Here is a 21,253-nt window from a genome sequence, read left to right on the forward strand (position 1 = left end):
GCTCACACCCGCCACCCGTACCGCCGCTCCGGCCGCCCCGTCACCCCGTACCGCAGCGTCACGTCCGCACTCCCCACCGTGTGGAAGTACTCCAGATACCGCCGCGCACTCACCCGCGAGATCCCCGTCAGCGCGGCGCACTCGGTGGCCGACAGCACCCCGTCGGCGTCCCGCAGCGTGCGTTCGACCAGCTCGGCGGTCTCCACGCTCATCCCCTTGGGCAGCGCGCTGCCGCGCGCGGAGGACCCGGCGAGAACGCGGTCGACGTCCGCCTGACCGCGCACGACGGTCGTCAGGAGACGGGACCGCCGCGCCGCGTACCGCTCCAGACGCGGACGCAGGTCCTCGTACTCGAACGGTTTCAGCAGATAGTCGACGACCCCCTGCCGCACCGCCCCGCGCACCGTGTCCGCCTCGCGGGCCGCGCTGATGACCATCACGTCGCAGTCGTGACCGGCGGCGCGCAGCCGGGAGAGGACGTCCAGGCCGAAGACGTCCGGCAGGTACAGGTCGAGGAGGACCAGGTCGGGGCGGAGCGCCTCGACGGCCCGCACCGCCTCCTCGCCGGTGCCGACCGCGCCGACGACCCGGAACGGCTCGACGCGCTCGACGAACGTGCGGTGGACCTTCGCCACCATGAAGTCGTCGTCGACCACGAGGACGTCTATCACCGGCTCGCTCCTTCCACCGCTCTGACCGTCAGCCGGGCCGTGAACACCGACCCGTCGACCTGGATCTCCCCGCCGTGCCGCTCGCACACGAGCCGCGTCAGCGCCAGCCCGATCCCGCGCTCGCCGCCCTCGGCGGCCTTGGTGGTGAACCCGTGCGTGAACACCTCCCGCGCCAGCTCCGGCGCCACTCCGGGACCCGAGTCGTGCACGACGATCTCCACCCCGGTCGCGTCCTGCCGCAGTTCGACCTCCACCCACGGATCGTCGCCGCCCGAGGCCGCCGCGTCCACCGCGTTGTCCACGAGATTTCCCACGACGGTGGCGACGTCGGCGGCGTCCTCGGGCGCCAGCCGCTCCAGCGAGGTCCGCTCCGACACCCGCAGGCCGACCCGCCGTTCGGCCGCCAGCGACGCCTTCGCCGTGAGCAGCGCGGCGACGGCCGTGTCCCGCACCCGACGGCTCAGCGTCACGTCCAGCGACTGGCGGCGCTGGTTCAACGCCCGGATGTAGTGGACGACTTCCTCCTGCTCCCCGATCTGGATCAGCCCGGAGATGGTGTGCAACTGGTTCGCGAACTCGTGGGCCTGCGCCCGCAGTAGCTCCGACGTGCTGCGGAACGCCCCGATCTCCCGCTCCAGTTGGGCAAGTTCCGTACGGTCCCTGAGCGTTGTCACCGACCCGAGCAGCCGCCCGTCCTTCGACACGGCCATCCGGTTGAGCACCAGCACCCGGCCACGCTGTACGACGACCTCGTCCCGCCGGTCGGCGCCTTCCGCGAGGACGTCCCGGAGCCGCCCCTCCACACCCAGCTCGGCGAGGCTCTGGCCCACGCAGTCCTCGGGGAGGTCGAGCAGGCGCCGGCCCACCTCGTTGACGAGGGTCAGCCGGGCCTGCGGGTCCAGGGCGACGACGCCCTCGGCGATGCCGTACAGCATGGCCTCCCGGTGCTCGGCGAGACCGGCGATCTCGCGGGGCTCCAGGCCCAGCGTCTGCCGCTTCACCCGCCGCGCCAGCAGCCAGGAACCGGCGAGACCGAGGACCCCGGCGACACCGAGGTAGGCCAGCAGGTACGAGGACGCGCCGCTCAGGCGCTGCCACGCCGTCGGGGACGCCTCGCCGATCATCACCGTCCCCAGGTGCTCGCCGACGCTGTTCCGCGTCTCCGCCAACACCGGAACCTGCGCGACCAGTTCACGGCTGCCGTCGAGGGCGAGCGAGCCGGACCAGCCCCGGCCCGGCCGGGCCTTCGGCAGCAGCCTGCCGACCAGCGTCGGGTCCGTCGCGGCGACGATCCGGCCGCTCGCGTCGGCCACCGACACCGACGTCACCCCGGACTGCGCCTGCGTCGAGTGGACCAGCGGGGCGAGGGCCTCCTCCGGCGCGGGGCGCGTGAGGCGGCTGCGGACCAGGGGGTTCGCGCCGAGCTGCTCGGCGAGCGCGCCGACCCGGCGGCCCTCCACCCGGTGGAACGTCGCCTCCGACTGGGTGAGCGAGATCGCGGCGACCGCCACCAGGACGACCACCACGATCGCCGTCTGGAGCACCAGCATCTCGCCCGCGAGGGTCTGGCGACGAAACGTGGTACCCACCATCCACTCGATCTCACCGGCTGCTGTGGCGCACAATCATGGCGCCCACCCGGCGGGTTGCGGAAGAGAGGTGCCATGAGGAATCGCCTGCGCCTGGCCCTGCCCGCGCTCCTGCTGACCGGCGCGTGCGGCGACGGCTCCCGCGACGGGCTGCGCATCATGGTCCCCAACACGCCCGGCGGCGGCTACGACACCACCGCCCGTGTCATGGCCCGCGTCATGGACAAGGCCGGCATCGCGTCCGACGTCCAGGTCTTCAACCTGCCCGGCGCGGGCGGCACCGTCGGCCTGCGGCGCACCGTCAATGAACGCGGCAACGGGCGGCTCGCCCTCCAGATGGGCCTCGGTGTCGTCGGCGCCTCCCACCTCGCACGGCCCGAGGCGACCGTCGCCGACACGACACCGCTGGCCCGGCTGATCGAGGAGGCCAGCGCCGTCGTCGTACCGAAGAACTCGCCGTACCGGACGGTCGGGGAACTCGTCGACGCCTGGCGGGCCGACCCTGCGCGGGTCACCGTGGGCGGCGGCTCCTCGCCCGGCGGGCCCGACCATCTGCTGCCGATGCGGCTCGCGAAAGCGGTCGGGATCGTGCCCCGGGAGGTGCGGTACGTGGCGTACGACGGGGGAGGCGGCGAGCTGCTGCCCGCGCTGCTCGACGGGAAAGTGGCGTTCGGTACGAGCGGGTTCGGGGAGTTCCTCGACCAGATCGAGGCCGGGCAGCTGCGGGTCCTCGCGGTGACCGGGGCCTCGCCGGTCGCGGCGCTGCCCGGGGTGCCGACGCTCAAGTCCGCAGGGATCGAGCTGGAGTTCATCAACTGGCGGGGGATCGTGGCGCCGCCCGGGATCAGCGCCGGGGACCGGCGGCGGTGGGTCCAGGCACTGACCGTGCTGCACGAAACGCCGCAGTGGCAGGGGGAGTTGGGGCGGCGGGGGTGGATCGACGCGTTCTTGACGGGGGACGCGTTCGGGGAGTTCCTGAAGGAGCAGGACGCGTTCGTGGCGCGGCTGGTGGTCCAACTCGGTCTGGACTGACCGACGTACCGACCACAAAGAAACGTACCGACCACAAAGACCAGAACCTCCATTGCTTCCGCAAGCACGACGGCCCCCCTGCGCGCAGGCACCCTATGGACACCCCGCACCCGACTCCCGTACGACAGGTGGTGGCACCCGTGCGCCTGCGCACCCCCCTCGCCCTCCTCGGAGCCGCGATCCTGCTGCTCCTCGGACCCCCGCTGCTGGCCACCGGCAGCGGCGCCGAGACCGGCACCCAGATCCCCGGCCTGCGCTTCATGGTCCCCAACTCGCCCGGCGGCGGCTACGACATCACCGCCCGCACCGCCGCCCGCAACGCCGAGGACGCCGGACTCACCCACAACATCGAGGTGTTCAACCTCCCCGGCGCCGGCGGCACCGTCGGCCTCGCCCGCCTGGTCAGCGAACACGGCAACGGACGCCTCGCGATGTCGATGGGCCTCGGCGTGGTCGGCGCGGCCCGCTCCAACGACGCGCCCAAGACGCTCGCCGACACGACCCCCATCGCGCGCCTCACCGAGGAACAGGACGTCGTCGTGGTCGCGGCGGACTCGCCGTACAAGACCATCCGTGAACTCGTCGACGCCTGGCGGAAGAACCCCGGCAAACTTCCGGTCGGCGGCGGTTCCTCGCCCGGCGGGCCCGACCACCTCGCGCCGATGCTGATGGCGCGCGCCGCCGGGATCACCCCGAAGGACGTCAACTACATCCCCTTCGACGGCGGCGGCGAACTCCTCGCCTCCATCCTCGGCAGCAAGGTCGCCTTCGGGGTGTCCGGCGTCGGCGAGTACCTCGACCAGATCAAGTCCGGCGAACTGCGCCTGCTCGCCGTCACCGGCACGAAACGCGTCGCCGGACTCGACGCGCCGACCCTCCAAGAGGCCGGGTACGACGTCGAGTTCACCAACTGGCGTGGCGTCGTGGCCCCGCCGGGCATCTCCGACGCCCAGCGCGACAAACTCGTCACCTTCTTCGAGGAGTTGCACGCGTCCGGCGAATGGCAGGAGTCCCTCAAGCGCAACGGCTGGGACGACGCGTTCCTCACCGGCGACGCCTTCGGGACGTTCCTCGACGAGCAGGACGCGCGCGTCGTGTCCGTACTGAAGGAGCTGGGCCTGTGATCACCCGTGCCTGGTGGCGTGAACACTCCGAACTCGGCGTCTGCGCCCTCCTGTTGGCGCTCGGCGCCCTCGTCCTCACCGACGCCCTCACGATGGACATCGACATCGGCCAGCGCGGCCCCGTCGGCCCCCGCACCGTACCGATAGCCGTCGGCGCCGGGCTCCTGCTGATCGCCGTACTCCTCGCCGTGGACGTCCTGCGCGGCGGCCGGGGCGAAGCGGAGTCAGGCGAGGACATCGACCTCACCGAACCCGCCGACTGGCGTGCCGTGTTGGGCCTGACCGGGGTGTTCCTCGCCGCCGCCGTCCTCATCGAACCCGCCGGCTTCCCCGTCGCCGGCGCGCTGCTCTTCTGGGGCGCCGCGTTCGTCCTCGGCAGCCGCCGCTTCGACCGCGATCCGCTGATCGCAGCCGGCCTCTCCTTCGTCACCTACGTCCTCTTCGACCACCTGCTCGGCGTGCCGCTGCCCGGCGGCCCCCTCATGGGAGTGCTGTGACATGGATTCCCTCAACTCCCTTGTGGACGGCTTCGGTACGGCCCTCACCCCGGTCAACCTCCTGTGGGCCGCGCTCGGTGTCCTCCTCGGCACCGCGATCGGCGTCCTGCCCGGCATCGGCCCCGCGATGGCGGTCGCCCTGCTCCTGCCGGTGACGTACGGCCTCGAACCCACCGGCGCGTTCATCATGTTCGCCGGCATCTACTACGGCGCGATGTTCGGCGGCTCGACGACCTCGATCCTCCTCAACACCCCCGGCGAGAGCGCCGCCGTGGTCGCCGCCATGGAGGGCAACCCCATGGCCAAGTCGGGGCGCGGCGCGCAGGCCCTCGCCGCCGCTGCCGTCGGCCACTTCGCGGGCGGCATGATCGGCACGACCCTCCTCGTCGTCCTCGCCCCCACGGTCGCCGACCTCGCCGTCGACATCGGCGCGCCCGACTACTTCGCCATCATGGTCCTCGCGTTCATCGCCGTGACCTCCGTCCTCGGCGCCTCCCGCCTGCGCGGCCTCGCCTCCCTGCTGATCGGCCTCACCCTCGGCCTCGTCGGCCTCGACCAGATGACCGGCCAGCAACGCCTCACCTTCGGCTCCCTCCAACTCGCCGACGGCATCGACGTGGTGATCGTCGCGGTCGGCCTCTTCGCGATCGGCGAGGCCCTGTGGGTCGCCGCGCACCTGCGGCGTACGACGGGCAGGGCGATCCCCGTCGGACGGCCCTGGCTCGGCCGCGACGACCTCAAGCGGACCTGGAAGTCCTGGCTGCGCGGCCCGTTCATCGGGTTCCCCTTCGGCGCGATCCCGGCGGGCGGCGCCGAGATCCCCACCTTCCTGTCGTACGTCACGGAGAAACGCCTCTCCAAGCACCAGGACGAGTGGGGCAAGGGCGCGATCGAAGGCGTCGCCGGGCCCGAGTCGGCGGCGTCCGCCTCGGCCGCCGGGACGCTCGTGTCCATGCTGACGCTGGGCCTGCCGACCACCGCCGTCGCCGCCGTCATGCTGGCCGCGTTCCAGCAGTACGGCATCCAGCCGGGCCCCCTCCTCTTCGAGAACGAACCCGACCTCGTGTGGGGGCTCATCGCGTCTCTCTTCGTCGGGATGGTCCTCCTGCTCGCCCTCAACCTCCCGCTCGCGCCGGTCTGGGCGAAACTCCTGCGCATCCCCCGCCCCTACCTGTACGCGGGCATCCTCTTCTTCGCGGCCGTCGGCGCGTACGCGGTCGGCGGCGAGGTAATCGACCTCGTGATCCTGCTGATCATCGGGCTGATCGGGTTCGGGATGCGGCGGTACGGGCTGCCGGTGCTGCCCGCCGTGATCGGGGTGATCCTCGGCCCCAACGCCGAGCAACAGCTCAGGCGGGCCTTGCAGATCAGCGACGGGAGCGTGTCGGGGCTCGTCAACACACCGTTCTCGGTGACCGTCTACGCGGTCGTCCTGGTGCTGCTGCTGTGGCCGGTGCTGAAACGGTTCGTGATCCGGCGCGGCGCCTGACCCGGTCCGGATACGCGAGAAGGGCAAGGAGGCGAACTCCTTGCCCTTCCCGGCGTACAGCGCGGTTCTCTACGAGGTGAGGGTCAGCGCTTCGTGTAGATGAAGCCGACCTTGTCCAGCTCGTCGGAGGCGCGGCCGTGGAAGCCCGCGATCTGCCAGCCGGCGGGAGCGGTACGGGTCACGCAGTCCGAGGTGGTGGTGCCACCGGCGAGGGTGCGGCCCTGGTTGGTGGTGAACTTGGCGTAGAAGACGCGGGTGTGGTCGTCCTTCGAGCCCTGGCAGACGAGCGCCGACGTCACGTACTCGCCGGAGGCCAGGGCGAGGGAGGACGCCGTGCCGCCCGTACCGCCGTGCGTCAGGGTCGTGCCGTCCGAGAGGGTGAGGCCGACCTGGTCCACGCGGGTGCCGGCGTGCAGGGAGATGCTGGTGGCGCGGGCGCCCGCCGCGACCTTCGGGAGGTCCTGGTAGTAGTCGCCGTGCGGTCCGCCGAACTGCTCGCTGAGCTGGAAGTCGGGGCTCTGCGACCAGGTGAAGCCGACCGTGATCGGGTCGTGGTCGGAGAGCATCTTGCCGTCCGAGGTGAGGAACTTGGCGTGCTCGTTGTTGTACGACGTCGCGTTCAGCGTCACCAGCTTGCTGCCGCGGTACAGGACCTTGTCGACGACCTCGCACGTGTTCGGCACGGTCGCCCCGGTCTGGTCGCACACCAGCGCGTCGGCGCCCTTCGCGGGCGGGGTGCCGCCGCGCACCAGCTTCACCCACGCGTCCGTGAGGCCGTTGGCCGCCGCGAACTCGCCGATGGTGTCGGCGGCGCGCGTGTACCGGGTGTTGGTGTCGCCCATCACGACGACCGCGTTGCCCGCGGAGTGCGTGTTGATGAAGGCGGTGAGCTGGCTGAGGTTGCTCGCGCGGGAGGCCTCGTCACCGTCGTTCGTGCCCGCGTTGGTGTGCAGGTTGTAGAAGTCGACGTACACCCCCTCCGCGAGCCGCTCCCGCATGAAGCTGAAGCCCTTCGGGGTCAGGCAGTCGCCCGAGTCGACCTGGCAGGAGGTCCACCGGACCCGCTCGAAGTCGTCGCCGTCCCACGCGTAGTCGGAGACGGTGTTGAGCCCGCTGCCGATCCCCGCGCCGCCGCTGGTCGCCGTCCGGTTGGCGTGCGTGTCGGTCGAGTACAGGTACGCGTGGTAGTTGAAGTCCTCCTGCACGTTCACGATGTCGTACGGCGCGATACGCCGGCCGATCTCGGTCGTGCTCGTGTCACGCGGCGTCGAGGCGCTGGAGAGCGACTCCGGCAGACCGGCGACGTTGTACGTGAGCACGTTGAAGCTGCCCGACGTCGCGGCCGAGGCCGGGGTGGTGGTCGCGGTCAGCGCGCCCACTGCGGCTGCGGCGGTGGCGAGACAGGCGAGGAGTCTGCGCATGGAAAAGGGCCTCCTGGGGGTGACGAACCATGACAGTGTCGCGGTCATGTCAGAACGCCGCGACAAGATCGGGTGTCCAACGGGTCCGAGGTCTGTGAAGCGCAGGTTTCCTGATGGACGGGCGGTACGGAAGTGGCACGGCATGTCAATTGACGTGCGCTTTACCGTTGGGGCGTGCTGGGATCGTCCGCCATGGACACCTCTGACCTCCCGAACGCCGGCCTGCTGGACCGTATGGCCCGCAATCTCGCGGAACACGCCTGCCATTTGCATCGCACGCTGCCGGGCGCGAGCGTCACGGAGACCGGCGATCTCGTCATCGCCGACAGCGGCTTGGACGACGACACGTTCAACATCGTGACCTCGGCGCGGTTCACCGAGGTGAACGTGGCGCGGCGGATTGCCGAGACGGTGGAGTCGTTGCCGGGGCGGAGGTTTTCCTGGTGGGTGGGGCCTGGGTGTACGCCGGATGATTTGAGTGCGCGACTGGTGGTGGCGGGGGTGGTGGAGTCGGAGCGGGAGGCGGCGATGTGGGCGGAGTTGGATGGGGCGGAGCTTGACGGGGCTGAGACGGAGGCGGACGGCCGGCGGCCGGGGGCGGCCGACTTGGACGACACCGGGGCGCGAAGCGCCTCTCCGTACGCCCCTGCTCTGGACATCCGTCCCGTCACCACCCCCGCCCAACTCGCCGACTACGCCCGGATCCTCGCCGCCAACTGGACCCCGCCCTCGGACACGGTCCGCCGCTTCTACGCCCAGGCCGACGCTCTCGCCCCCGACTCCCCGGCGCACTACCTCGTCGGCTACCTCGACGGCACCCCCGTCTGCACCGCCGAGGTCTTCCTCCACGCCGAGGTCGCCGGCATCTACAACATCGCCACCCTCGCCGCCCACCGCCGACGCGGATACGGCGGCGCCATCACCCGCGCCGCCCTGCGCACCGCCCTCGCCCACGGCCACCGCATCGCCGTCCTCCAGGCGTCCCCCGAGGGCGAACCGGTCTATCGGCGCCTGGGGTTCCGTACCTGTGGCCGGTTCACGGAACACGCGGTGACGCCGTAGAGCCCCGGCCTGCTGGGCCCGGCGTATCCAGAGGAGTTCGAGGAACCGGCCGATGAACTTCCTGCACGGCGAGTTCCTCCGGAAACCCGGCGTTCATCCGACCCCCGACCTCGCTCTCGGCCGGCGGCTCATACCTGAGGGGTCGGTCATTCGGCCGAGGCGAGGGCCGGAATCGGCTGCGGAGTGTGGCCGTTCGGCCGATCCGCGGTGACGTGCTGTGACGAGACAGTGAAGACGAAAAGGCGAAGGGCCCGCCTCCTCGGCGGAGGCGGGCCGGGGGGTGAGGGAATGTCAGCCGACGGTGTAGGTGTAGGGGATGCCGGTCAGGACGGAGCCGGTGCGTTCGGCGAAGGCGGGCGTGTACGTCTCGATGTACAGCGTGCCGTGGACCACCGTTCCGGCCGGCGCGGTCGGCTTGAGCGTGGCCTTCAGGGTCACGGTGTCGCCCGCCGCGACGAACACGGGGGTGACCGTAGAGCCGGGGAGCCAGAGGTCACCGGTGGTCGATGTGAGCGCCGGGTCGAAGGACTTGGTGCGGACCGTGAGCGTGACGTGGCCGGTGCCCTTGGGGGCCGGGGCGGTGCCGAAGGGGCCGGCCGGGGTCAGCTCGGTGTACCAGTCGCCGGGCGTGACCTCGGCGGCGGACAGCGAGGCGGTCACGGTGTTGCCGGAGCGCGCGAAGCCGACGAGATCCGGGGCGACCGTGGTGTGGGCCGTCTCCAGATCGACGGGGGAGTCGGCGGTGCCGACGGCGGTGAGCGCGCTGGTGTGCCGGGGCACGCGCCAGTTCGCCGGGTCGGGGAACGGCAGCTGCGCGGTGGCGGAGCCGCTCGTCGGGGTCAGCGCGAGGTCGGTGTCCGTGGCGAGCCGGGGATCGAGGAACAGGTACCGCCCGGCGGGCCCGGTGTTCCGCACCCGTACCGTCACCTCCTGCGCCGCGCCGCGCGCAAGCTTCTGCGCCTGGTCGCCCGGCAGACCGGAGGCCGTGACGTCGACGGTGTCGTAGCGGACGTGCCCGGTGACCCGGTCGGTGAAGTCCTTGCCGCTGACCGGGTTCGGCAGCACGACGAGCAGCCGCCAGCGCCCGGCGGCCGGCGAGTCGGCGGTGAGGCTCGCGGCGGTCGTGTGCGTCGTGCCGTCCGTACCGGTCAGGTTGGTGTCGGAGGCGGCGATCTGGCCCTCGGGGTCGACGAGGTAGTAGGCGAGCGTGGTGTCCGGGTCCTGCGCGGCGAGGTCGACGCTCAGGTTCCGGTGGCCCGCCGGGACGTCCAGGTCGTAGCCGAGGACCTGCCCGAAGATCCGCCCCACGCCCCCGGTGACGGTCGCGGTGAACGTGTCGCCGAGGAGGGTCCGCCGGGCGAGAGGCACGGACAGGTGGGTGCCGTCGCCCGCGTCGAACTGGAGGGACGCGGGAGCGTCACCGGCCTCGGCGGGCAGGGGCACGTGGACACCGAAGTCGGCGGTGGCGCCCGGCGCGATGGTCCGGGTGACCTCAGGGACCCCGGCGGAGACGAACCCGTGCCCGGTGAACCGCAGTCGCACCGGCCCCCGGTAGGAGCCGGGCTTGATCGGCGGGTCGGCGAGATGGGCGCGCCCGTTGTTCCAGACGACCTTCGCCGTCCAGGTCCCGGCGACCGGGTGGTGGACGTCGACGTGCTGGTAGTCGGTGTAGCTGCCGTACCCGTCGTAGTCGTACGACATCTGCGTGAGCCGGCCCTCGGGGTCCACCAGGAACAGGGCGAGCGTGCCGGAGTCGCCGGTGCCGGGCCAGACCATCCGGGCGTCGAGCAGCGGGGTCCCGGACGGGACGTCGAAGGTGACCGCCGGTGCGGCCAGGGCGCCTTCGGGGGCGCCGGTGTCCTGGGGGTCGCCGACCGTGGTGGTGCGGTCGGTGCGGAACGTCTCGGCGCCGACCGCGCGCGAGGTCATCGTGACCTGGCGGGACCGGCTGCCGGTGTTGGTGAGGGAGAGCGTGGTGTCGTGGGCGGTGCCGGGCGCGCCGGTGACGTCCACCTGGCTCGCGGAGGGCAGGAGCCCGCCGTCGCCCTGGGCGGCCCGTACGGCGGCCTCGGTGTCGAGGAGTCCGGCGCCCTGTTCGTCGGCGGGGGAGTCCAGGTCGGTCGCGGTGCCGGTGAGGATGCGCTTGACCAGCGCGGGCGCCGGGCGCGTACCGCCGTGGGCGTGCTCGTACGCCTCGATCACCAGGGCCGCGGCGCCCGCGACGAAGGGGGCCGCCTGGCTGGTGCCGCCCCAGACGAGGGTGTCGCTGGTGCACCCCGTGTAGTGCGGGTCGACCGTGCACGGCGCCATGCCGGCCTGCGCGGGGGCGACCAGGTCGACGACCTTGCCGCCCTGGGTGGTGCCGCCGGAGGACAGGGCAGCGATGTCGTTGCTCGTGTACTTCGGGTAGCCGTACGCCTGGGCGACCAGCCGGAAGGAGTTGGTGCCGCCGACGGTGATCGTGCCGGGGTCGCTGGCGGGGGCGCCGATCGTGCCGGAGGTCCCGGAGTCGCCGCTGCCGTGGACGACGGTCACCCCGGCGGCGACGGCCGCGCGGATCGCGAGGCGCAGCGGGTCGTCGGGGGTGTCGGGGAGCGCGCCGTAGTCGGTGGAGACGTTGATGACGTCGGCCTTCTCGTTCCACACGGCGTCGTCGATGGCGCGGGCCATCTGCGAGAGCCAGCCGCCCGAGTGCTCGCCCCACACCTTCAGGGCCACCAGGTCGGCGTCCGGGGCGAACCCGCGGATGCGGAACGTGCACCCCTTCGGGAGCCCGGAGTGCGGGAGCTGCGTCGCCAGGTCGTAGGTGCGGGCGCCCTGCGCGGCGATGGCCCCGGCGTCGCCGAACGCCTCGCCGCCGTCGGTGTGGTCGGAGGTGCCGTCGCCGGTGAAGTCCCGGACGGCGGAGATGACATGGCTGCCGTCGGGGCGGACGAACTCGGGGTTGCCGACGTCGACGCCCTCGCTGAAGAACGCGACCTTCACGCCCTTGCCGGTCGCCAGGCGCTGCGCCGAGTCGGCCTCGGTGAGGTGCAGCGCCTCGGGCTCGACGAGAGGCGTGGCGGGGTCCGCCGGGCACAGCCCGGACGCCGGGGTGGCCGTGGGGGAGGCGGAGGCGGCGTTCGCGGTGCGGCGGGGCGCGGGTATCCAGCGGTCCGGGACGACGGCGGCGACGGCGGGGTCGGCCGCGAGCCGGGAGCGTTCGGCGGGGGAGACGGTCGCGGCGACGGCGTTGACCGTGTTCAGGCGCTGAAGGTGCGTCGCGCCGCTGTCCCGGAGAGCGTGGACCAGGGGGAGTTGGTCATGGTCCAGGGCGTGCACGCGCTGGGTCGCCCTGGCGCGCGGGAGGAGACTCGGGTGCTGGTCACGCATCACGACGACGACGCGCTGAGTGGGGGTGGTGGAGGCAGGTGTGGGGGGTGTCTCGCCGGCTGCCGTGAGGCAGGACAGGACGGCGGCCACGACGGCGCCGACGGCGAGTGCTCGTTTCGTGCTCACCCGACGATCGTTGATCGGAAAGCTGACTCCAGCCCCATCAGAACGTCACTTTTCGACAAAGAGATGAGCAGGAGGAAGACAGACGGCCGTGTCCCGCCCGGCGTGTACGCGAGACCGGCCGCGGATGATGTACGTCACCTACGCCCGCGCCGGGTTCACCGAGGCCGGGTGCGGCGGCGATCATGTCGTCCTCGAAGCCGATCCCGCCCGACTACCTCACGGTGGAGGTGCTGTGACCACAGCAGCCGCGACCCGCGCCTGGCTCCCCCTCGGCGAGGCCGCCCCGGACCGTCCCCGCCTGTTCTGCTACCCCAACGCGGGCGCCGGAGCAGCCGCGTTCGCCCCCTGGCGCGACCTCGCCCTCCCCGGCGTGGCCATCTGCCCCCTCCAGCCGCCGGGCCGCGCCGAGCGCTACCGGCACAAACCCCACACCCGGCTCGACACGCTCCTCGACGACCTGATGGAAAGTCTGGACGGCCAGTTCGAGGGCACCTACGCCCTGTACGGCCACAGCCTCGGCGCCCTCGTCGTCCACGAACTCGCCCGCCGCCTGCGCGCCGAGGGCGCCACCGAACCCGTTCACCTCTTCGTCTCCGGCCGCGCCGCCCCGCACCTGCCCGACGTCCGCCCCACCCTGTACGCCCTGCCGACCCCCGAACTCGTCCCGCACCTGCGGGAGATCGGCGGCACCCCCGAGTCCGTCCTCGGCGAACCCGACCTCCTGGACGTCTTCCTGCCCACCCTGCGCGCCGACTTCGAGGTCAACGAGACCTACCGGTACGTCCCCGAGGCCGCTCTCACCACCCCGCTCACCGTCTTCGGCGCCACCCACGACCCGCGCGCCGACGAACACGAACTGCGCGCCTGGTCCGGCCTGACCGAGGCCGAGTTCCGCCTGCGGATCTTCGACGGCGGCCACTTCTTCGTCACCCCCCACGCCCAGGCCCTCGTCACCGAGATGACCGGCGCCCTGCGCACCTGAAGGGCCGACCAGGACCTGGACACCGTCGCCGGCGAGGCCTCCGGTACGCTCCGAGCCGACGCCGGGCAGTGGATCTCCGCAGCACCGGGGGACGACGGCCAGGTACCCGGGGACGGGCCGCCGGCCGTGCTGGAGGAACAGGGCACGCGCGCGCCGCGTGCCGCGGACACGTCGGAGAGGTAGGGCCTGCCATGCGCGTGGGCGTATTCGGCGCCGGCTACATCGGTCTGGTGACCGGTGCCTGCCTGGCCGCGCTGGGGCACCGGGTCGTCGTACGGGACATCGTCCCCGAGCGCGTCGACCTGCTGAACGCGGGCCAGATCCCCATCTACGAACCCGGACTAGAGGACCTGATCCGCGAGAACCGCGAGCGGCTGACGTTCACCCTGGACGCCGCCGACGCCCTGGACGGGGCCGACGTCGCCTACATCTGCGTCGACACCCCGCCCACCGCCTCCGGCGACGCCGACCTCTCCCGCGTCTGGTCCGTCGTCACCGACATCGAGAACGCCGCGCACCTCAAGGCCGTCGTCCTCAAGTCGACCGTGCCCGTCGGCACCGGCGAGAAGGTCCGCCGCGCCCTCGACGCGGCCGGCCTCGCGCACGTCGGCTACGCCGCCAACCCCGAGTTCACCGCCGAGGGACGCGCCGTCGAGGACTTCCTGCGCCCCGACCGGGTGGTCGTCGGCTCCGACGACGAGGCCACCGCACGGCTCGTCGCCGACCTCCACGAGGGCGTCGAAGGCCCCGTCGAGATCATGACCGTGCCCTCCGCCGAGATGGTCAAACTCGCCGCCAACGCCCTCCTCGCCACGAAGATCACGTTCATCAACGAGATCGCCGCCGTCTGCGAGAAGACCGGCGCCGACGTCGTCGAGGTCGCCCGCGCCGTCGGCATGGACCACCGCCTCGGCCCGCACTTCCTGGGCGCGGGCCTCGGCTACGGCGGTTCCTGCTTCCCCAAGGACTCCCGCGCCCTGCGCGCCATGGCCTCCAACAGCGGCTACCCCTTCCAGCTGCTGTCGGCCGTCATCGAGGTCAACGACCTCCAGCCCCGCCGCGCCGTCCAGCGGATCAAGCAGGAACTCGGCGGCCTCGAAGGACGCCGTATCGCCCTGCTCGGCCTCACCTTCAAGCCCGACACCGACGACATGCGCGAGGCGCCCTCCGCCGTCATCGCCTCCCGCCTCCTCGCCGAGGGCTGCGAGGTCACCGGCTGGGACCCCATGGCCCGCCTCCCCTCGGACGACCCCTGGACCCGCGTCCACCGCGCCAAGACGATCGCCGAGGCCGCCGAGGACTGCGACGCCCTGATCGTCGTCACCGAGTGGTCCGACCTCCAGGACACCGACTGGGCGGAGGTCGCCGAAAAGATGCGCGGCAGCCTCCTGTACGACGGCCGCAACGCCCTCGACCGCGACCGCCTGAGCGGCCTCGGCCTGACCTGCATGGGAGTGGGCCGGGCCACGACCCGGCCCTGACCGGCCGTACGGGCGGCTGTCATCGGGACGTGCCCGCATCGGTTCTGGCCTGCGTGAACCACTCCACGGTCCGCTTCAGACCGTCGGACAGGGCGACGCGCGGCTCCCAGCCGAGCAGGGCGCGCGCCCGCGCGATGTCCGGCCTGCGGCGCCGGGGGTCGTCCGGGTGCGGCGCGATGTACGCCAGCGGGGAGCGGCTGCCGGTGATCTCCACGATCAGTTCGGCGAGTTCGAGGACGGTGAGCTCGTTCGGGTTGCCCAGGTTCACCGGGCCCGCCTCCCCGCTGTCCAGCAGCGCCACCAGCCCGTCGACCGTGTCGTCCACGTAGCACAGCGACCGCGTCTGCCGCCCGTCGCTCATCACCGGCAGCGGCTCACCGCGTAACGCCTGAGTGATGAAGGTCGGTACGACTCTCCCGTCGTCGGCGCGCATGAACGGGCCGTAGGAGTTGAAGATGCGGGCGATGCCCGTGTCCACCCCGAACTCCTTGCGGAACGCGACCGCCATTGCCTCCGAGAACCGCTTCGACTCGTCGTACACGGCACGCGGCCCGACCGGGTTCACGTTCCCCCAGTACTCCTCGGTCTGCGGATGGACCAGGGGATCGCCGTACACCTCGGACGTGGACGCCAGCAGGAAACGCGCGCCTTTCGCGCGGGCCAGCTCCAGCATGTTGTACGTACCGTGGCCGCCGGCGCGCAGCGTGGCGACGGGCAGGTTGAAGTAGTCGACGGGGGACGCCGCGCACGCCAGATGCGCCACGGCCGACACCGGCCCGTCGATCGTCAGCGGCTCGGTGACGTCCGCCTCGACGAACCGGAACCGGGGATGCCCGGCCAGGTCGGCGACGTTCGCCGGGCGGCCCGTGCACAGGTTGTCGACGCACACCACCTCGCGGCCCGCGCCGAGCAGGACACGGCACAAGTGGGAACCGAGGAACCCGGCACCGCCGGTCACCACGACCCGCCCGGGCCCGGGCGAGGCGCCCGTCGGTCTGGCAACGTCGCTCATGGCCAACTCCTTTGTCCGGTGGGAGGCCTGCGGTACGGCTGCCGCCCCGAACGCCAGGACGGACAGGGCGAGTACGACGACGTCGGCGGTCGGCGGAGGTGTGCAGGCGCAATCGGCCGGGGGAGAGGCGTGCAGCCTCCTCCATGTCGTGCTTGTCGCACACGAACAGCACGGACGGCTCGTGAATCTGCGCGCGGGCGATCTCCACCCGCCGCTGGCCGCCCGACAGCTGACCGACCTTCGCCCCCGTCCGGGTCCGCGAGACCCATCTCCCCCCAGCAGGCCGTGGCACAGGCCGTGCATCAACAGATTCTGACCGATCGTCAAGCCCCGGTCCAGGTTGTGGCACTGACTGACCACGACCGGCCCGCGACGCGCGGTCACGCAATCCGCGTCCGGATCAAGCACCCAGTTCCCCAACAACGCGACCATCGGCAAAAGTTCAACGTACGTCGAAGAACAGGCGATCATAGAGCCGTGGCCGACAACACCGAAGGACAGCTGACGGGCCGAGGCCCCGAACTCGCCGAACTCCAGGACGCCGTCGCGCACGGCAGGACCCTGCTCCTGCTCGGCGACCCCGGCACAGGGAAGACCCGGCTCCTGACGACCGTCACGGACCAGGCCCGCGAGCGCGGACACCTCGTCCTGACCGCGCGGGGCACCGAGGCGGAGGCCCACCACTCCTTCGCCTCCCTGCACCAGCTCCTGCTGCCCCTCCTCACCCGCACGGCCACCCTCCCCACCCACCAACGCGCCGCCCTGGACACGGCGTTGGGCACAGCCCCCACCGGCACCCCGGCCGACCCGATGCTCCTGCGCCTGGCAGTCCTGACACTCCTCACCGAAGCCGAAGCCGGAGCCGAGACCGAAAGCACAGCCCGGCCCCAAGCCGCCCCCGACCTCGACGCCAGGCCCAAGTCCCCCCGCCCCAGACGCCTCCTCCTCACCGCCGACGACCTCCAACTCTTCGACCGCGACTCCCTGGACGTCCTGGCCTTCGTCCTCCGCCGCACCACGATCCCCACCCTCCTCGCCGCCCGAGGCCAGACACCCCCCGACGGCATCCCCACCGACCTCCGTACAACCCTCCTCGGCCCCCTCTCGGACGAAGCAGCGGCCGACCTCCTCGACGCCCAACCCCACGCCCCCACCGGCAGAGCCCGCAGCGAACTCCTCGCTCAGGCCCAGGGCAACCCCCTGGCCCTCATCGAACTCTCCCGAGCGGCAGCGCAAGGCTTACTCCCCACCGGCGCCCTCCCCCAGACGGACCGCATCCAACGCCTGTACGCCGCAAGGCTCCCCGCCCTCCCCGACACCACCCGCCGCCTGCTCCTGTACGCGGCGGCCTCCCAGTACGAGGACCTCGTCACCGTCATGGAGGCAGCGGGCACCGGAGACGACCTCACCGCCTGGGCCCCGGCGGAGGACGCCGGCCTCGTGACGGTCGCCGACGGCCGCGTCCTCTTCCGCCACCCCCTGGCCCGAGCCGGCTGCTACCACGCCGCCCCCGCCCACCAGCGCCAACAGGCCCACCGAGACCTCGCCGCAGCCCTCACCGACGACCCCTCCCGCCGAGCCTGGCACCTGGCCGCAGCCTGCCCCGGCCGCGACGAGTCCGTGGCCGCCGCCCTGGAGGACACCGCCCGCCTCGCCGAACGCTGCGGCGGCTTCCACGCGGCGGCCCGCGCCCTGCAACGCGCGGCCGAGTGCAGCCCCGCCCCCGCCGACCGGGCCCGCCGCTACACCAAGGCCCTGCACGCCGCCACGAACGCCGCCGACCCCTCATGGGTGAGGGAGCTGTACGACCAGGTCACCGCCCTCACCACCGACCGCGACGTCCTCTCCATGGCGGCCTGCGGCGTAGCGATGGCCCTCTCCCTGCACGGCCGCCAGCGCCAGGCGACCCAGGTCCTCACCAGCGCCCTCAGGCCCACCCCGCCCACCTCGGGCATGACGGTGTTCGCCCTGGCCAGCGTCCTCGGCGCGGTCGCCTACCAGTCGGGCCTGCCCGAACCCCGCGCCCCCCTCACCGCCCTCCTCGCGGGCGCCGGCGACCGGCACGGCGACACCCCGTACGCCGAACTGTCCAGCAACGGCAGCTGGGCCGCCGTACGCGCCGCCACCCTCGCCGCCGCCGACCCCACCCACGCCCCCGACCTCCTGCGCGACATCCGCCGGGGCACGCCGGGCCGCGAACCGGCCGACCGGGTCGCCGACCTGACCTGGACTCTCGGCATCGGCGGCACCGCCTGGTACGCGGACGAGTCCGACCTGTGCGTGGAGACGTTCCGCCAGGTGTACGAGGGCCTCAGCGCGTACGGCGCGATGGGCCCCGCCGCCCCCACGCTCACCGCGATGGCGGGCGCCCTCATCGACACCGGCCGCTGGGCGGAGGCGGACGAGCACCTGGAACGCATCGCCGCCCTCGCGGCCGTCCACGCCCTGAAGTTCGTGCGGACCGACGTCGAGGCGCTGCGCGCGACGCTCCGTGCCCTGCGCGGCGTACCCGGCGGCACCGACCTGGCGTGGACGGCCGTCGACCTGGACGAGAACCGCGCCACCCACGCCCGCCTCCTGCGCGCGGAGGGCGCCGCCGCGACGGTGGCCGGCGACCACGAGGCCGCGTACCGGCACTTCCGCGGCCTCTTCGGCGAGGACGGCACGCCGCTGCACTACTTCCTGTCGCCGCGTGCGGTCGCCGACCTCGCCGCAGCCGCCCACCGCACCGGACGCCAGGAGGAGACGGCACCGGTCGTCGAGGCCGTACGCATCGCCCTCGGCCCCCGCCCCACGACTCGGACGCTCCTGCTCCTGCGCCACGCCGCCGCCCTCACCGGCCCCGCGCGGGACGCCGAGCACCACTTCCGGCTCGCCACCGTCAACCCGGCCGCCGACCAGTGGCCGCTGGCCCGCGCCCAGGCGAGGCTCCACTACGCGCAGTGGCTGCGCAGACGCCGCCGCCCCCTCGACGCCCGCCCCCTGCTGGCGGTGGCGCTGGAGACGTTCACCCGGCTCGGCGCGGCCGGGCTCGCCGAGGAGGCGCGGGTGGAGCTGCGGGCCAGCGGGGTCGCCGCGACGCCGGTCCGCAGCGACCCGCTGGCCGAACTCACCGCCCAGCAGCGCGAGATCGTCCGGCTCGCGGCGAAGGGGCTGCGCAACCGGGAGATCGCGGAACGGCTCATGGTCTCGCCGCGCACCGTCAGTTCCCACCTGTACCAGGTGTATCCGAAACTGGGGGTGAGCAGCCGCAACCAGCTCCGGGACCTCGTCGAGGAGCTGTGAGAGCCTGTGTCGCGTCCCCGGCCGGACCGGCGCACGCCCCGCTGAGGATGCGGCACAGACCCCGCCCCGTCACGTCGCAAGGAGGCGCGTGAACCCCGACCGCGTAGTCCTCGACCCCCTCGTCCGACGGCTCGTCGACGCCTCGGCCGGCCCTCCCTACCTGCACCGCATCGGCCCCGTCGACGGCCGCCAGGCCCTGCTGGAGATGCAGGGCCACCCGGACGACGACCTCGACGCCGAGTTCCGCGTCGCCCCCGTCGGCCCCTCCGGGCTCGTCGGCTTCTGGCTCTTCCGCCCCCGCCGGGCGTCCGGCCCCCTCCCCGTCGTCGTCTACCTCCACGGCGGCCGGTGGATGCTCGGCGACGCCCGCACCCACGCCCGCATCGTCGGCGAACTCGCCGACCTCAGCGGCGCCGCCCTCGTCGTCCCCGAGTACACGCGCACCCCGGAGGCCCGCTACCCGGTCGCCCTGGAAGAGGCGTACGCCACCCTCACCTGGATCGCCGGCCAGGCGGACACCCTGGGCCTCGACGGCAGCCGGCTCGCCGTCGCCGGGGACTGCGCGGGCGCGACCCTGGCGACCGCCCTCGCCATGACGGCCAAGCGGCGCGGCGGCCCCCGTATCCGCGCCCAGCTCCTGTACTGCCCGCTGACCGACCCCGACAGCGACACCGAGTCCGCCGAACGGTTCGCGTCCGGCTACGTCCTCACCCGCGAGGCGGTCGCCTGGTACTGGCAGGAGTACGCCGACGACCCCGACGCCCTCACCGAACCCACCGCCGCCCCCCTGCGCGCCACCGAACAGGACCTCGCCGGACTCCCGCCCGCGCTGGTCGTCTCCGCCGAGGCCGACGTCGTGCGCGACGAGGGCGAGCAGTACGCGGGCCTGCTGCGCCGCGCGGGCGTCCCCGTGACCGCTGTGCGCTACCTGGGGACCGTGCACGACTTCGTCTCCCTGAACTTCCTGCGCGACAGCCCGCCCACCCGGGCCGCGATCGGACAGGGAGCCCGGTTCCTCGCGTCGGCGCTGGGACAGTCAACTTACTGATGCGCCGGGGCAGGGACGCTGCCAGGCTGACGGGGCAGACCGATCCGCCACCGGAGAAGCCTGCGCCCACCCCGCTCGAACAACACGGAGACACTCATGCCCGATGCCGTGGACCCGGTGCTGGAACCCGCCGCCCGAGCCTTCGCGGAAGCCACCGCGGGCCCGCCGTACCTCTTCGACCTGCCCCCGGCCGAGGGCCGCAAGGCCGTCGACGACGTCCAGTCCGGCGAGATCGACAAGCCCGACGTCGACGAGGAGTGGGTGACCGTCTCCGGCGGCCCCACCGGCAGCGTCCGCGCCCGCATCGTCAAGCCCGCCGGCACCGAGGGCACCCTCCCGGTCATCGTGTACATCCACGGCGCCGGCTGGGTCTTCGGCAACGCCCACACCCACGACCGGCTCGTGCGCGAACTCGCCGTCGGCGCGGGCGCGGCGGTCGTCTTCCCCGAGTACGACCTCTCGCCCGAGGCCCGCTACCCGGTCGCCGTCGAGCAGAACTACGCCGTCGCCAAGTGGGTCGTCGAACAGGGCGCCGGACACGGCCTGGACGCCGCGCGGATCGCCGTCGCCGGGGACTCCGTCGGCGGCAACATGGCCGCCGCGCTCACGCTGCTCGCCAAGGAGCGCGGGGACGTCCCGCTGGTCCAGCAGGTGCTGTTCTACCCGGTGACCGACGCCGCCTTCGACACCCCCTCGTACCACCAGTTCGCCACCGGCTACTTCCTGCGCCGCGACGGCATGCAGTGGTTCTGGGACCAGTACACCGCCGACGAGGCCGACCGGGCCCAGGTCACCGCGTCCCCGCTGCGCGCCACCACCGAGCAGCTCACCGGACTGCCGCCCGCCCTCGTCATCACGGCCGAGGCCGATGTCCTGCGAGACGAGGGCGAGGCCTACGCCGCGAAGCTCCGCGAGGCCGGGGTTCCGGTCACCGCCGTACGGTTTCAGGGCATCATCCACGACTTCGTGATGCTGAACGCCCTGCGCGGCACCCAGGCCGCCGAGGCCGCCATCACACTGGCGACGGACACCCTGCGCACCGCCCTCCACTCCTGAGGAGAA

At 72.7% G+C, this 21,253-nt stretch carries 15 protein-coding genes; 10 read left to right on the top strand and 5 right to left on the bottom strand.

Annotated features, from left to right (window positions below; all coding sequences use genetic code 11):
- Positions 1-2 precede the first annotated feature (2 nt).
- Together J8M50_RS26695 and J8M50_RS26700 are read right to left on the bottom strand one after the other, a co-directional pair.
- On the bottom strand, positions 3-671 hold the full coding sequence (locus J8M50_RS26695) for a response regulator (RefSeq protein ID WP_010352173.1): 669 nt from the start codon (positions 669-671) through the stop codon (positions 3-5).
- Positions 668-2,263: a sensor histidine kinase gene (locus tag J8M50_RS26700; protein WP_010352172.1), complete on the bottom strand. Its 1,596-nt coding sequence runs from the start codon at positions 2,261-2,263 to the stop codon at positions 668-670. Before J8M50_RS26700 ends, J8M50_RS26695 begins: the two co-directional genes overlap by 4 nt.
- A 72-nt stretch (positions 2,264-2,335) precedes the next feature.
- On the opposite strand from J8M50_RS26700, the gene J8M50_RS26705 reads away from it, so the two are divergent.
- The 4 genes from J8M50_RS26705 (at position 2,336) to J8M50_RS26720 (ending at position 6,402) form a co-directional block, all read left to right on the top strand.
- Positions 2,336-3,292 (top strand): Bug family tripartite tricarboxylate transporter substrate binding protein, encoded by a 957-nt coding sequence (locus tag J8M50_RS26705; protein WP_059047658.1) that lies wholly within the window; start codon positions 2,336-2,338, stop codon positions 3,290-3,292.
- Positions 3,293-3,432: 140 nt separating this feature from the next.
- The gene (locus J8M50_RS26710; RefSeq protein WP_010352170.1) at positions 3,433-4,416 is read left to right on the top strand and encodes a Bug family tripartite tricarboxylate transporter substrate binding protein; all 984 of its coding nucleotides are present in this window, start codon (positions 3,433-3,435) and stop codon (positions 4,414-4,416) included.
- Entirely contained in the window at positions 4,413-4,913 is a 501-nt protein-coding gene (locus tag J8M50_RS26715; RefSeq protein WP_010352169.1) for a tripartite tricarboxylate transporter TctB family protein, read from the top strand. Before J8M50_RS26710 ends, J8M50_RS26715 begins: the two co-directional genes overlap by 4 nt.
- 1 nt (position 4,914) lies before the next feature.
- Positions 4,915-6,402, top strand: a complete 1,488-nt coding sequence (locus J8M50_RS26720; protein WP_010352168.1) for a tripartite tricarboxylate transporter permease — start codon at positions 4,915-4,917, stop codon at positions 6,400-6,402.
- An 83-nt stretch (positions 6,403-6,485) separates the two neighbouring features.
- On the opposite strand, the gene J8M50_RS26725 is transcribed toward J8M50_RS26720, so the two are convergent.
- A complete protein-coding gene (locus J8M50_RS26725) occupies positions 6,486-7,823 on the bottom strand; it encodes a jacalin-like lectin (protein WP_010352167.1) in 1,338 nt (445 codons plus the stop codon).
- 234 nt (positions 7,824-8,057) lie between these two features.
- On the opposite strand from J8M50_RS26725, the gene J8M50_RS26730 reads away from it, so the two are divergent.
- Positions 8,058-8,885: a GNAT family N-acetyltransferase gene (locus J8M50_RS26730; protein WP_029183637.1), complete on the top strand. Its 828-nt coding sequence runs from the start codon at positions 8,058-8,060 to the stop codon at positions 8,883-8,885.
- A gap of 291 nt (positions 8,886-9,176) precedes the next feature.
- On the opposite strand, the gene J8M50_RS26735 is transcribed toward J8M50_RS26730, so the two are convergent.
- Positions 9,177-12,383: a S8 family peptidase gene (locus J8M50_RS26735; protein ID WP_010352165.1), complete on the bottom strand. Its 3,207-nt coding sequence runs from the start codon at positions 12,381-12,383 to the stop codon at positions 9,177-9,179.
- A gap of 124 nt (positions 12,384-12,507) precedes the next feature.
- Between J8M50_RS26735 and J8M50_RS26740 the strand changes: the two genes are divergently transcribed.
- Both J8M50_RS26740 and J8M50_RS26745 read left to right on the top strand, forming a co-directional pair.
- Positions 12,508-13,365, top strand: coding sequence for a thioesterase II family protein (locus J8M50_RS26740; protein WP_010352164.1), 858 nt, complete (start codon positions 12,508-12,510; stop codon positions 13,363-13,365).
- Positions 13,366-13,556: 191 nt separating this feature from the next.
- Complete coding sequence (locus tag J8M50_RS26745) at positions 13,557-14,846, top strand: UDP-glucose dehydrogenase family protein (RefSeq protein WP_010352163.1); 1,290 nt, start codon at positions 13,557-13,559, stop codon at positions 14,844-14,846.
- A gap of 19 nt (positions 14,847-14,865) precedes the next feature.
- Here J8M50_RS26745 and J8M50_RS26750 read toward each other — a convergent pair whose 3' ends face one another.
- Positions 14,866-15,858: a UDP-glucuronic acid decarboxylase family protein gene (locus tag J8M50_RS26750; protein ID WP_010352162.1), complete on the bottom strand. Its 993-nt coding sequence runs from the start codon at positions 15,856-15,858 to the stop codon at positions 14,866-14,868.
- A 477-nt stretch (positions 15,859-16,335) separates the two neighbouring features.
- On the opposite strand from J8M50_RS26750, the gene J8M50_RS26755 reads away from it, so the two are divergent.
- The 3 genes from J8M50_RS26755 (at position 16,336) to J8M50_RS26765 (ending at position 21,247) form a co-directional block, all read left to right on the top strand.
- A complete protein-coding gene (locus J8M50_RS26755) occupies positions 16,336-19,143 on the top strand; it encodes an AAA family ATPase (protein ID WP_010352161.1) in 2,808 nt (935 codons plus the stop codon).
- 88 nt (positions 19,144-19,231) lie between these two features.
- The gene (locus J8M50_RS26760) at positions 19,232-20,191 is read left to right on the top strand and encodes an alpha/beta hydrolase (protein WP_010352160.1); all 960 of its coding nucleotides are present in this window, start codon (positions 19,232-19,234) and stop codon (positions 20,189-20,191) included.
- 96 nt (positions 20,192-20,287) lie between these two features.
- Positions 20,288-21,247 carry an alpha/beta hydrolase gene (locus tag J8M50_RS26765; protein ID WP_010352159.1) on the top strand — a complete coding sequence of 320 codons (960 nt, stop codon included), beginning with the start codon at positions 20,288-20,290 and terminating at the stop codon, positions 21,245-21,247.
- Positions 21,248-21,253 lie beyond the last annotated feature (6 nt).

The organism is Streptomyces acidiscabies (assembly GCF_020010905.1).
GTDB lineage: Bacteria > Actinomycetota > Actinomycetes > Streptomycetales > Streptomycetaceae > Streptomyces > Streptomyces acidiscabies.